Here is a 13962-nt window from a genome sequence, read left to right as displayed (position 1 = left end):
ATATCCTTCTAGGCACATTTTTGCTTTATTTCACTGGATTCTTTATTTCTTTTCCTTGTAAACAGGCTGCAATTGACTCTGTATTTTTTGCCATCATATTATTTCTAGTACGAATTGAAGCACTACCTATATGAGGAAGCACTACAACATTTGGTAATGTTAATAAAGGATGATCAGTTGGGACAGGCTCTGTTTCAAAAACATCAAGTCCTGCTGCCCAAATTTCTTTATTTAATAACGCCTCATATAACGCTTGCTCATCTACAACTCCACCACGTGCAACATTAATAAGAATTGCGCTGTTTTTCATCAATGCTATTTCACTTTTACCGATTAAGCCCTTTGTTTCAGGTGTTAACGGAGTTAATAGCACAACAAAATCCGATTCTTTCAGTAATGTATCTAGCTCCGCATACTCAAAACCATACTTCTCTTCAGCTTCAGGCTTTCTTGTACGATTATGATATAAAATTCTCATATCAAAACCCATTCCGCGTCTTGCTACCGCCTCTCCGATACGCCCCATTCCTACGACACCTAAAGTTGCACCATGAATGTCCATCCCTGTTAATTGGTTAACAGACCAACCTGTCCATTTACCATTTCGTACTTCACGCTCTGCTTCTGGGATTCTACGAGCTGTTGCTAGCATTAGAGCAAATGCTAAATCCGCTGTAGTTCCTGTTAAGACATCGGGTGTATTCGTTACAATAACACCTTTTTCCTTTGCAGCTTTAATATCAATATTATTATAGCCAACTGCTAGGTTAGCGATTATTTTTAACTTTGGCGCCACTTCAATAACTTCACGCGTTATTTGATCAGATATCATGACCCACATTGCATCCGCTTCACCAGCTGCTTGTTTCAATTCTTCAGCGGGCATCGGTTGATCCGCAGATGACCACATCTTCACTTCAGCTATTTCACGGAGTGGTGATATGCTCTCCTCTGGTAATTGTCTAGTAATCCAAACTAACGGTTTCATCTAAATTGCCTCCTTTAAAGAACTTAGTGAAAGCTTATCATATTCTCAAAGTGCTCCGATTAAAAAGCATAAAAAAACTATCTTAATAGATAAATTTAACATTTCTATTAATACAGTAATATTCATTAAAACTTTCTCACCGTTGTTTCTAATTCTGTAGCAGCTTGTTTTAATTGTTCTGAAGTTTCACCTATAGTTGTTACGACATTCGATAGAATATCCATTCGTTGTTCTACCTCTTGAAAATCTTGGATGGTTATATTTACAGCCTTACCGATGTTCTCAAATTCTTGCATCGATCTTTCATTTTCTTCAATACCATTAGTTACAAGGTTTTGTATATCTTGAATAGCTGTAACTACTTGACTGGTTACACCACTGGATACACCGATTAAACTTGCAATTTGTTCGACAGATTTCTTCGTTTGATCTGCAAGTTTACGTACTTCATCAGCCACAACAGCAAATCCTTTACCATGCTCACCAGCTCTAGCAGCTTCAATAGCTGAATTTAATGCCAGCAAATTTGTTTGTCCTGCAATATTTTTTACAATCTCGATTACTGCTTGAATTTCAGATGAAGATGCGTCTAGCGCATGAATCATTTTTGACATTTCATTCGTTTTTTCATTAATTTCATTTGTATGTTTTTTTAGTAGAAGCATTTGCTCGTATCCTTTTTCGGATGCTTCTCGAGTACCTTTTGCATCTTGAATACTGCTCTTCACATGTTTATTCACTTCACTAGTACTTGCAATTAATGTCTCAACAGACTCTGAAGTATGTAAAGAATGCGATTCTAAGTTACTAGAAATACTACCCATAACATTTTTTACATACATACGCGTTTTTTCTTGTTGTTGTTCTAATAATTGATTTGAAAATTGATCGTATTCTTCAAGGACGATTTGTTGTTCAAAGCTAATTAATTTTTTCACAGAATCAATAACATTACGTTCTAAGGTAGTCTCCAACTCTAAGCCATATATTTTCTCGATTAAATTATGTTCTAATTTTTGGAATGCAGCTAAATACCATTTTGGATATAATCCAATTCGAACATGCACTTTCGCTACACGAGTGCGTTTTTCGATAAATGTATCATCAATAATCCCATCGAACATTTCAATTACATGTTGTCGTAATGTTTGACGTAACCTTTCACCAGAGCTATGTTGCTGAATAAGTTCCTTCATAGAAGCGACGGTTTCAATTGATGCATAGAATTGCTCTACAACTTCGACTATATGTTTCTCCACTGTAGGTTTCAATTGACGTGCGATACGTAAATCTTCATTTGTTAAGTTTAATAAATCTATTTGGTGTAGACGTTCCTGATCGCTTATAAAAACCCCAGTTTTCGTTATGTCCACTTCCGGAAGAATCATCTTATTTACCTTATTACGTTTGAACGACAACATAAACTTAGCCCACCCCTAAAATATCTATACTTTTTACTAAACTATATCAAAAAACACACCTTTATATCTATTATTACGATATTTATTTAATAAGTTTTTTCTATCATAATTATATATAGGTCTAAAGACTATGTGTACAACAAAAAAATGAGCGCTGTCTAAAGCGCCCATCTTCATATTATTATTTCACTTTTTATAGTTCATCAAAACCATTATCTTGAACATTTACCTTCACATATTGACGAGAACGTTGTTCGAAGAAGTCAGTTTTCCCTAAATCAACATCTTCATAAGCTTTGATCCATTTCATTGGATTTTTGCGGTAGCCTTCGAAAGGTCTTTCATAGCCTAATTGTGAACAGCGTACATTCGTATAAAAATAAATATAATCTTCTACATCATCTACATCTAAGCCATCAATTTTGTCTCCAATGACTTCATGTGCCCATTCAATTTCAAGTGCAGCTGCTTCACGGAAAATATCTTCCACTTGCTTAGCACGCTCTGGCGTATCGTATTCAGGATATTCTTCCAACAATTCTTTATAGATTTTAACGAATAGGTCAACATGAAGTTGTTCGTCACGGTTTATATAATTAATCATCGTACTCGTTGCTACCATCTTTTGGTTTCGTGCTAAATGATAGAAGAATGCAAAGCCAGAATAGAAGAATAAACCTTCTAAAATGACGTCATAGACGATGGAATTTAACATATGGTCGATATTAGGCTCTTCAGAAAATGTTTTATATCCTTTAATAACAAAGTCATTTCGTTTTTCAAGGACTGGTTCTGTACGCCAGAAATCAAATACTTTATCTTGCTCATCTTTTGATACTAAACTTGAAAGAATATATGAATAAGAATGATTATGAATTACTTCCTGCTGTGCAAGGATAATCATTAAAGCATTTAAGCTAGAATCTGTTAAATAATCTGCCACTTTTCCTGCATAGTCTGTTTGAACGCTGTCTAACATTGCAAGTAATCCAATTGTTTTCATAAATGCTTCTTTTTCATTCGCTGTTAATGTTGGGAACTCTTTAATGTCGTTCCCCATATTGATTTCGAAAGGAGTCCAAAAGTTACCTAGCATCTTTTTATATTTTGGATATGCCCAGCTAAAACGAACATCATCCCAGTTTAATATATTTGAAGAGCTCCCGTTTACAATACCTGTCGAACGGTTTGGAGCTGTTTTATCCATTAATTTTCGTTTTTCTAGTTTTGTCATCGTTAGTTCCTCCTAGCTTGCACATGATTCACATTCTAATAATTCAACCGACGTTGAGCGAACGTAGTATGTCGTTTTAATGCCTAGTTTCCAAGCATTTAAGTGCAATTCTAATAATTCTTTAGCCTTTACCGTGTTTTGTACATATATATTCAACGAAATACCTTGGTCAATATGACGAGCACGTGCTGCGTTTTGTTTTAAAGTCCAATTTTGATCAATAAAGTAAGCAGATTTGTAATACCAAGTTGTTTCTTGGTTCAAATCAGGAACAGTTACCGGGATCTTATAATCCTTTTTCTCTTCAGAATACGATTTTTGGAAAATTGGATCGATACTCGCCGTACTTCCTGCAATAATTGATGTTGATGAGTTCGGCGCAATAGCCATTACATAGCCGTTACGCATACCATTTTCAGCAACTGCTTGTTGTAATGTAGCCCACTTTTCGCCTTTATATTGGCGCTTTGTGAAGTATTCTCCTGTTTGCCAGTCCGAACCTTCAAATAATGGATATTGACCTTTTTCTTTTGCTAATTCCATTGATGCTTGTATTGTTAAATAAGCAATTTGCTCGTAAAGCTTGTCCGCAAATTCTACAGACTCTTCAGATTCCCATGCAATACTCTTCAGTGCCAATAAGTGATGCCAACCGAATGTACCAAGACCAATACCACGATAACGTGCATTTGTACGTTCTGCCTGAGGAACAGGAATACGATTTAAGTCGATAACATTATCTAACATACGCACTTGAATTGGGATTAATCTTTCTAAAGCTTCAGCAGGTACAGCTCGTCCAAGATTGATAGATGATAAGTTACATACAACGAAATCTCCAGGTTTGCGGCGCGTTACAATAACATCATCTTCTAATGTAATTGATTCGAACTTAGTAGCGCTCATGTTTTGGAAAATTTCCGTACATAAATTACTTGAGTAAATCATACCTTCATGCTTATTTGGGTTTTTACGGTTTACTTCATCACGGTAGAACATGAACGGCACACCAGTTTCTAATTGGCTACGCATAATACGTTTCATGATATCAATTGCTGGTACAGCTTCACGCGTTAATATTGGGTTCGCTAAGCAAGCTTCGTATTTCTCTCGGAATGATCCTTGTCCACGTTTTTCGTCATAGTAATCTTCTAGATTAAAGCCCATTACTTCGCGAATTTCATGCGGGTCAAATAAGTACCAATCTTCACGTGCTTCAACAGCCTCCATGAAAATATCAGGTAAACTAACGCCTGTGAAAATATCATGTGCGCGCATACGTTCATCACCGTTATTTAATTTCAAATCAAGGAATGGGAATATATCTTTATGCCAAATATCAAGATAAATAGCAATCGCGCCTTGGCGTTGACCTAATTGATCTACTGATACTGCTGTATTATTCAATTGTTTAATCCAAGGAACAACACCACTTGAAGCTCCTTTGAAGCCACGAATAGATGATCCACGACTACGTACTTTCCCCATATAGACACCGATACCACCGCCAAATTTCGAAAGTGTCGCAACATCAGTATTTGAATCATAAATACTTTGTAAACTGTCATCTACTGTATCGATAAAGCAACTTGATAATTGACCATGCGTTTTACCTGCATTTGATAATGTAGGAGTAGCAGTCGTCATATATAAATTACTCATTGCCCAGTAAGACTCTTTAATTTTCGCAAGGCGATCTGTTTTTTCATTTTGCATAAGTGTCATCGCTATAATCATCCAACGCTCTTGGGGCAATTCAATTGGTGTTTTGTCATAATCTCGCGTAACATAACGGTCCAATAATGTTTTCAATCCGATATATGTAAAGATTTCATCTCGTTTAGGTTCAAGCATTAGACCAATTTCTTCAAGTTCCTGTTTTGTATATGATTTTGTTAAAGCTGGATCATATAAACCTTTTTCGACAAGCTTCTCAACTTGTATAGCAAATGCTGTGTATACCTGTCCTACTTCTAATTGGCGTACTGTAGATGCTTCTCTATAAACACCCGCCAATAATAAGCGAGCTGCAACGAATGTCCAATATGTGTCTTCTTCATCTAAAAAGCTTAACGCTTCTAAGCTCATCGCCTTTGTCCATTCAGCGTCAGTTCCTTCTGGATTCTTATTTTCCCAGCGTTCAGACTTTCTAATAAGCTGGCTAATTTCTTCTCTACCAAACTCTTCCTCTAATTGAGATAATAATATTGCTCTTTCATATGTCATTAATTGGACCATATTGTCGTCTCCTTTTTTACAAATATAAAAAGCGATGAATCTGCCTTCTTCGGCAGAGCCATCGCTCTAGGTTTTAAAATTGGAAGCAGGCGAAATCACAACAAAAAAATACTTTTGTAATCAAAAGTAAATTGTTCAATGTAAAGTCTCTCGCTTCAACTCCTCAACCCCCGAAGAAAGTGTCGTCATGCGAAAAAGGCAGGTCTACTGGCTCATGCATCATCCAATTGTCATCCTTCCCAAGCATTGCTCAGTGGTTAATTGACAGTTGTCCGCATTCACAGTTGCGGGGACAGCTTCGGTTTCTCTTCCGAATTCCCTTTCAAACCGTATATGGTACCTTTTTTCGCTCACATACTATATATTGTGTTTTATTGATTAATCTAATCTAACATATTGTGTTCCTATCAGACAAGTAGAATCGTAAAATTAAAGTAAATGAAAGCAAAAGACCTACGAAAAATGTTTTATAATTTCCTATAAAGTCTATTTTATTTTTACAAAACAGTAGGTTAGGATTGTTTTTAAGTATGAAAATAATAAAAAACTACCCAAAATTATATTTTAGGTAGCCAAAGAACTATTTTATTAAAGATTAGTCGTCTTCATACTCTTTTTCGAAATCAAGAATGGCACCAGTCTTAGCGTCAATTTCTAATTCGTATTCATACATGCCATCTTTTACTTCAATTTCATAAACGCCATCTTCTTCATCTAATTCAATTTTAGTAATTGTTCCTTTTGCTTTTGTTAAAGCAATTTGAGAAGCTTTTTGCTCACCGATGAAAGTTGTTGTTGGATTTGGTACTTTTGTAATTCTTTCTTTATCTGTAATCATAGCTTTCCCAGTTACTGCATCGACATCGATATCATATTCATAATCAGCAGTTAAAATCTCAAATTCATATACGCCATCTTCACGGTCATATCCTGCTTTTTTTACTGTACCATTAACATTTTGTAAAGCAATTTCTTTGGCTTTTGTAATGCCTATTACTTTTGCAGGTGTTGAAGGATTTGCTGAATCGCCAGTGTTAGGAGTATTTGGTTTAGTAGTTGTGATTACATCGTCAGCTACTTCTGATTCTTTTTTAAGGATTTTCCCTGTTTTTGCATCGATTTCAAAATCATATTCTGTTGTACCATTAATAATTTCGATTTCGTATACGCCATCACTTTTATCTAGTTTGGCTTTTTGTACAGTACCACCAACATTATTTAAAGCTATTTGCTTCGCTTTCTCTAAACCAATCACTTTTCCAGTTACTACTTTTTTTGAAATTCTCTCTTTTTCTTTTTTCACAATTTTCCCTGTGTACGCATTGATATCAAAATCGTATTCATATCCAGCTCTAATGATTTCAATTTCGTAAATACCATCTTCACGATCTAACTTCGCTTTTTTTACAGAGCCCTTAACCGATTTCAATGCTATTTCTTTCGCTTTTGCTAAACCAATTACTTTTTTATTATTTACTGAATTAGAAACTTTTGTAGTCTCTGTTTTCTTCTCTAGTAACTTTCCCGTTTTAGCATCTAATGTTAATTCGTATTCTTTACTTTTGCCTCGCACATCAATTTCATATACTTGAACACCTTTTTCTTTGTCCAACTCTACTTTGTATACTGTACCTTTTACGTAGCTAAGTGCTTTTTTCGTAATTTCTTCTGACGATAAAATTTTACCTGAGTTAGTTTGAATGCCCGCTGCCGCAACTACTCCAGATACTGCAAGTGACCCCGTAATTGCTAATGCTGTAATCATTTTTTTCATAATTAAGTTCCTCCTCTTTGTTGATACTTATACTTTACACAATGAAAATGAAAGAATAAGGAGAATAAGATTAGAATTTGATGAGAAATTATTAATCCCACGTAATGGATAACACTTTGCCGGAAATAGCATGGATTTGAAATACTGCATCTTTGTCGTTACCTTCAATCTCCACTAAATAATATCCGCCATCACTCGTATCGTAAAAAGAAATTTCTTCTACAGTTCCATTCAGTTTTTTCTTAGCAATAGTAATCACTTGTTCCTTAGATAAAAGTGAAGAATCTTGCTCTGCATCTGCTTGAATTTCTGATAAAACTTCCCCATTAATTGCATCTATTAATAAGTTAATATGCTCTTTACCATTTACTACTTCTATTTGGAATACGGGGTCTTCCTTATTTGTATTGAGTGAGATTTTTTTTATATTCCCGTCATATTGTTCTTTTATAATTTTTCGTATTTCAGTTTCTGGTAGATATTTTATTTTTTCTTTAACAGCTGTTTTTTTCTGCTTCATCAATAAGATTTTGCCTGATTCAGCATCAACTTCGAGTTGATAAAGCTTGCTATTTCTTTGAAGCTGCACTCGATATTGATCGTTTATAGTAAGGAAAGAGATAATTTCCCCTCCATACATCGTTTCAATATTATTATAAATTTCCTCAGTTGTAAGAGGTGTTTCTTTCGTTAGTTTATTCCAAATCATGATACTAAGAATCGTCGCAATAATGATGAGTGTCACAATGAATAGTATTGATAGCTTTTCGCGAATGCGCATATCATCGTTCCCCCTCATTACTATTTTCAAATCGCAAGACGATTGTAGTTCCTTCACCTAGCGTACTTAATACAGTAATATTAATTGCTAAACGCTCAGCAAGCTCATGTGCAATAGCTAGTCCTAAACCCGTACCACCGGTTTTGCGATTGCGATCCTCACTAACACGATAAAAACGATCAAATAAATGTGGAATATTCTCTTGGGCAATGCCTTGACCAAAATCTTGAATGCGAACGACTAATTGCGATCCCTCTTTTGCTATGCTTACATTAATTTCACGTTCACTATAATGGCGTGCATTTTCTAAGAAAATAAAGAATAGCTGTTTAATTTTTTGTTCATCCGTTTTCGATATAACTGGACCTTTACCTAGTAAGTTAAATTCTCTGCCATAAGCTTGATGCATTTGATGTAATGTATCCTCTAATACTTTATAAATATCAACTGATTCAATGGATAATGGTGATTGTTCTTTATTTTTGGCTAATTCAAGCATTTGTTGAATCATTTCATTCATACGAATGGATTCACTTAAAATTGCTTGTACCGCTTCATTTGCAACTTCTTTATTATCAAAACCACGTCTCTTCAATAGACGAGCATAACTCTCAACTACAGTTAAAGGTGTCTTTAATTCATGAGATGCATTCGAAACGAAATGCTCTTGCTTACGAAAGTTTTGCTCCAACTGGCACATCATCTCATTAAATGTACGACTCATTTCAGCCATTTCATCTCTGCCTTCATTTTCTACATTTATTTTTTCGAAGGTTCCTGACTTTTGGCTTTCCTGCATCGTTGCAATTAGCCGATGAATTGGTTTAGTAACGATACGCCCTAGCGTCATACTTGAGAGCACAATAGGAATTGTCGCAATAATTGTTACACCAAGTAAGACAAGACGTAACAACTCTAAATTTCGCGCTACATCCTTCATGGACTGTAGCATTTGTATGTGTACAACAGAACCGTCAACCCAAATTGCAGGCATACTCATTGATAACACTGGGATACCTTCGTATTTTTCCACTGAATATCGTTTATGCCCATCAATATTGGGATGATAATCCTCAATACCTTCAGTAGATTGTACCGTAACGAGTGATTTACCATTATTATCAACGGCTCTTATTGCACCTCTTGGAGGGATATATGCGCGTAATATAGTAGCTGGGTCATTTACTTTACTTGTCTGGCTAATAGACGTTACAAGTTCTGTTGACTCAGATAATAGTTGATTATACTCTGTGTCATAGGCCATTTTTTCATATAAGAAGTAAATTCCAACCATCGTAAGTACAAGGATAATCAACATAACAAGCGACGAGAAAACATGAATTTTAGTCTTAAGCTTCATTCACCTGCTCCTTTAATACATAACCGACACCACGGACTGTTTGAATAAGTGGTTGTTTACTGCCTTTATCCACCTTCTGACGAATGTAACGAATATAAACATCTACGACATTCGTATCCCCGTAATAATCAAACCCCCATACAGCATCTAAAATTTGCTCTCGTGAAAGAACTTGTTTTGGATTTTTAATTAAATAGAGTAGTAATTCATACTCCCTGGGTGTTAAATCAATTAATTTCCCATTTCTTTTTACTTCACGCGTCTGTTCATGTATAGACAAGTCTGCATACTCATGGAAAAACTCATCTTGTTCTACAGTAACTTCCATTTGCTGAGGTTTAAAACGGAGTGCCGCTCGAATTCGTGCTAGTAATTCATCTATTTCAAAAGGTTTTGTCATGTAATCGTTAGCGCCAAGATCCAGTCCAGCCACTTTATCTTCAACATCACCTTTTGCAGTAAGCATAATAACAGGTGTATTAAATTCTGTTGCACGAATTCGCTTCAATACATCCAGCCCGTTCAAACCTGGAAGCATAATATCCAGTAGTAGGAGATCCCATTGCTGTTCACGGTATAAAATAAGTCCATCTGTTCCTGTATGGGCAATTCCCGTTTCATAACCTTCAAATTCTAATTCCAGTTGTAACACTCGTGCAATTTTTTCCTCATCTTCTATGATTAATATGCGCTCAGCCATTATTCTCACCAACCGTTTTTTATTTCCATAGTATCATGTCATTATGAAAATTCCATGAGAAGGACTATACGTTATACAAATTTCCCAAATAAAAAGAGCCTACCTTTTTTAAAAGGTAGACTCACTTTTCATTAAAACACGATAATTGCTAATACAATCGCTAAAATAATTCGATAGATGGCAAATGGTGTTAATTTTATTTTGTCGATAAGTTTTAAGAAGAATTTAATCGATAATAGTGCAAAAACAAAGGCACTAACGAATCCTACTGCGTAAAATCCAATATGGTCCATCGACATGTACTCCCAGTTTTTCAAAACAGATACTAAGCTAGCCCCTGCCATAATTGGCACTGCCATGATAAATGTAAAATCCGCTGCCGTTTTATGATCTAACCCTAATAATACCCCACCTGAAATGGTCGCACCTGAGCGTGAAAATCCTGGCCATAATGATAAACATTGTACTAAACCAATCTTTAATGCTTGACCATATGAAATTTTATCTAAAGTAGTAACTGTCGGTCTTTTCGGCCCGAATTTATCTGCAACAATCATTAAAATCGCGCCAGCTACTAAGCTGAAAATAACCGGTTTTACTCCAAATAGATAGTCATCGATATAATCTTTGAACGCAAATCCTAAAATAACTGCAGGTAACATTCCTACAATAACATGTATTAAGTTAAATTTACGATTTGCTGGTTGACCTTTAATTTTATAAAGTCCTACTAAACTTAATAATCGTTTCCACATGACTACGACGACCGCTAAAATAGAGCCTAACTGTACGACGATTTTAAATGTATTAGCAGAATACATTCCTAAAAATTCTTCGGTTTTTAACCACATATCATCTACAATGATCATATGTCCTGTAGATGACACTGGTGCAAACTCCGTCATACCTTCTACTAAGCCCAGTATAAGAGCCTTTAATAATTCAATAAAGTCCATAGTATCTCCTTATTCTTTTAATAATTGAAATGCCGAATCCTCACGCCATTTCTAGCTAAACTATCATACCACAATATACCTCGTTTAACTTTTACCATTATGTTAAAAATCACTTACAAAACTCTACGTCTACAACCCACATTTCTGAACGACTATTCGTCCGAATTGGTGGTCCCCAAAATCCGAACCCTGATGACACGATTGTATGCGTTGCTACCTTCAGTTTATAACCATAATCGTGTTCGAATGTTTTTCGTGTAATGTATTGATTCGGCCACATTTGTCCTAAATGTGTATGTCCAGATAAATGTACATCTACACCAAGCTTACTTGGTGTTTCAATATCCGTAGGCGTATGGTCCATTACAATCCAAGGTAACTTGTGATCAACGGTTGTTGCTAACGTTTCTAGCGAAGCTCGATCCGCATTAGTTTTGTCTTCTCTTCCTGTAACATAAAACGAATCTGCCACTAGAATTGTTTCATCTTGTAAAATGTTTACGCCAGATTCAGCCATTTCATGAACAAATAATGGAATTTTACGTCCATAATATTCATGATTACCTAAAACGCCATATACACCATATGTACTTTTCAATTGCTTCATCACTTCACTCATCCCATACTCCACATACCAAATGGGATCATCATCAACTAAATCTCCAACTAGAAAGACAACATCTGGTTTTGCTTCATTAGACAATTTCACAAAACGTTCTAAATGGGTTTTATTCGATAAAATGCCTAAGTGAAAGTCTGAGCCTATAACCATTCTTAATGGCTTTTGTACTGGATTAGCTTTTTGAATTTTAATCGTAAGATTTCTTACAACTGGTGAGTACGCCATATAGCTACCGAAAGCTACAATGATGAGTAATAATACGGCAACAACATAACCCACCCATTTTAGTGTGCCTGGCAAAAGCCATACAAGTAAATTCGCGATTGGGAATAACAACAAACCATACTGAATAACAATCATCCAATAGCTCCCAATAATTTTAAATATACGTAGTTTATGATGAATGCGTTCAATCATAATGCTATAAGCCATTATTGCCCAAATCACTCCAAAAACGACTGGTCCCTCAAAAGAAAAAGTCACATGGAGCCATGTATAGACATTCCAGCCTAAATAAAAAACTATTGAATTATATAGTAGAAACGCGATTAAGCCAAACCCAATTCTTTTACCCATAAAACCCCTCCTTATTCCTGTTAGTATAGCATTTCACTCTAGAAACGACTTGTTAGAAGCATAACTAGTAATTTCTACGTCTCTGGTCTTAGTTGAAAATGCATTTCAAGGCCGTTTGTCCAAAAACAATCCTAGCGTAATATAAAGGTACAAACGAAGGGAGGCACTAACTTATGAAAAAAGTCGGGTTATTTATCATCGGCGTCATCGCCGCTATCACCATTTTATGTTCACTTGGAGCTATGGCAGGATTGGCTATTTCAGCAGCCATCCTATATGCAGGTATTCACTTCTACTTAAAGAGTGAATCAACATTCGCAAAAATCATCTGGGCTCTTGTTGCAATCGCAGGTTTACTAACAGCTGTAGCGAATATCCCTAGCTTTATCGGTTTAATCGCAATCGTTGCACTTTGGTATATTATTCGAAAATGGGACGGTAAAGAAACAACACAAATCATCACTGCAAAAACAGATGATCCATTCACAAATTTTGAAAACCAATGGGATGAATTAACGAAATAAGGAGGAAATTAAAAATGGCAAACTTACTACAACGTTTAAAATATACTCTTGAGGCCGACTTACATTCAGTATTTGATAAAAAGGAAGCTAAAAACCCTATTGCTATGCTAAATCAGTATATCCGTGAAGCAGAAAAGCAAACAGAGCAAACTGGTAAATGGTTAGAACGCCAAGCATCTCTAAAAAAAGAACTTGAAAACGAACTAGCAGTAGCAATCGAAATGTTCAATAAGCGCCAAAAGCAAGCCGAACTGGCGAAGCTAAGTGGCGAAGAAGATTTAATCGGCTTTGCAGAACAAGAAATGTCTGCTTATGCAAACCGACAAATCGTATTAAAAGACAGCATTAACAAAGCAACTGAAGAATTATTTGGCTTGGAACGCAAATACGAAGAAATGAAACATAAAATTAAAGATATGAAAGTCCGTCAGCTCCAATTAATGGGGAAAGAAAATGTCACGCGTGCCCATAATCAGATGGATCGTGTTCTAAATCCAGAAACAAACGGTCAAGTCGGTAAACGTTTAGAAACTTTCGAATCTATGGAAGCTTATATTGAGCGTCTAGGGCAAAAAATTGATCAAGAGCACGAAATCTCATCTATGGAGCAACGACTAGCAATGTTAGAAAAAAATGCGCCACAACCGATTGCAATTAATGAAGAAAAATTAAGCTAATACTAGACTTCTTTGGAAGGCCAGTTATACTAAAAAGGAGAAAGGCAGATGCCCTTCTCCTTTGAGTTTTTCTATTAAATAAACATTATGATGCGAAGAAGGAGGAACAAT

The 13962-nt window shown here is 35.6% G+C and carries 12 protein-coding genes and 1 riboswitch; of the genes, 2 read left to right on the top strand and 10 right to left on the bottom strand.

Annotated features, from left to right (window positions below):
- Positions 1 to 25: 25 nt before the first annotated feature.
- The 10 genes from BK137_RS09915 to BK137_RS09870 form a co-directional block, all read right to left on the bottom strand.
- Entirely contained in the window at positions 26 to 988 is a 963-nt protein-coding gene (locus tag BK137_RS09915; RefSeq protein ID WP_038180369.1) for a 2-hydroxyacid dehydrogenase, read from the bottom strand.
- Between the two features lie 125 nt (positions 989 to 1113).
- Complete coding sequence (locus tag BK137_RS09910; RefSeq protein ID WP_143691039.1) at positions 1114 to 2409, bottom strand: globin-coupled sensor protein; 1296 nt, start codon at positions 2407 to 2409, stop codon at positions 1114 to 1116.
- Positions 2410 to 2602: 193 nt separating this feature from the next.
- A complete protein-coding gene (locus BK137_RS09905) occupies positions 2603 to 3643 on the bottom strand; it encodes a ribonucleotide-diphosphate reductase subunit beta (RefSeq protein WP_038180371.1) in 1041 nt (346 codons plus the stop codon).
- Between the two features lie 12 nt (positions 3644 to 3655).
- Positions 3656 to 5881, bottom strand: a complete 2226-nt coding sequence (locus tag BK137_RS09900; protein ID WP_038180374.1) for a ribonucleoside-diphosphate reductase subunit alpha — start codon at positions 5879 to 5881, stop codon at positions 3656 to 3658.
- Between the two features lie 180 nt (positions 5882 to 6061).
- A riboswitch (cobalamin riboswitch) is annotated at positions 6062 to 6240 on the bottom strand.
- Between the two features lie 236 nt (positions 6241 to 6476).
- Positions 6477 to 7655 carry a PepSY domain-containing protein gene (locus BK137_RS09895; RefSeq protein ID WP_051448584.1) on the bottom strand — a complete coding sequence of 393 codons (1179 nt, stop codon included), beginning with the start codon at positions 7653 to 7655 and terminating at the stop codon, positions 6477 to 6479.
- 91 nt (positions 7656 to 7746) lie between these two features.
- Complete coding sequence (locus BK137_RS09890) at positions 7747 to 8436, bottom strand: PepSY domain-containing protein (RefSeq protein ID WP_051448585.1); 690 nt, start codon at positions 8434 to 8436, stop codon at positions 7747 to 7749.
- A 1-nt stretch (position 8437) separates the two neighbouring features.
- The gene (locus tag BK137_RS09885) at positions 8438 to 9796 is read right to left on the bottom strand and encodes an ATP-binding protein (RefSeq protein WP_038180375.1); all 1359 of its coding nucleotides are present in this window, start codon (positions 9794 to 9796) and stop codon (positions 8438 to 8440) included.
- Positions 9786 to 10496 carry a response regulator transcription factor gene (locus BK137_RS09880; RefSeq protein ID WP_038180378.1) on the bottom strand — a complete coding sequence of 237 codons (711 nt, stop codon included), beginning with the start codon at positions 10494 to 10496 and terminating at the stop codon, positions 9786 to 9788. Before BK137_RS09880 ends, BK137_RS09885 begins: the two co-directional genes overlap by 11 nt.
- 131 nt (positions 10497 to 10627) lie before the next feature.
- Positions 10628 to 11452 (bottom strand): undecaprenyl-diphosphate phosphatase, encoded by an 825-nt coding sequence (locus tag BK137_RS09875; protein WP_038180380.1) that lies wholly within the window; start codon positions 11450 to 11452, stop codon positions 10628 to 10630.
- 109 nt (positions 11453 to 11561) lie between these two features.
- Positions 11562 to 12650 (bottom strand): metallophosphoesterase, encoded by a 1089-nt coding sequence (locus BK137_RS09870; protein WP_038180383.1) that lies wholly within the window; start codon positions 12648 to 12650, stop codon positions 11562 to 11564.
- A 173-nt stretch (positions 12651 to 12823) separates the two neighbouring features.
- Here BK137_RS09870 and BK137_RS09865 point away from each other — a divergent pair, with 173 nt between their 5' ends.
- Positions 12824 to 13174: a lmo0954 family membrane protein gene (locus tag BK137_RS09865; protein WP_038180386.1), complete on the top strand. Its 351-nt coding sequence runs from the start codon at positions 12824 to 12826 to the stop codon at positions 13172 to 13174.
- Between the two features lie 14 nt (positions 13175 to 13188).
- The gene (locus tag BK137_RS09860) at positions 13189 to 13851 is read left to right on the top strand and encodes a PspA/IM30 family protein (protein ID WP_038180388.1); all 663 of its coding nucleotides are present in this window, start codon (positions 13189 to 13191) and stop codon (positions 13849 to 13851) included.
- The last annotated feature ends 111 nt before the right edge of the window (positions 13852 to 13962 follow it).

The sequence above is a fragment of the Viridibacillus arenosi genome (genome assembly GCF_001955655.1).
Classification (GTDB): domain Bacteria; phylum Bacillota; class Bacilli; order Bacillales_A; family Planococcaceae; genus Viridibacillus; species Viridibacillus arenosi.
This window is presented reverse-complemented; position numbering and strand designations above follow the sequence as displayed.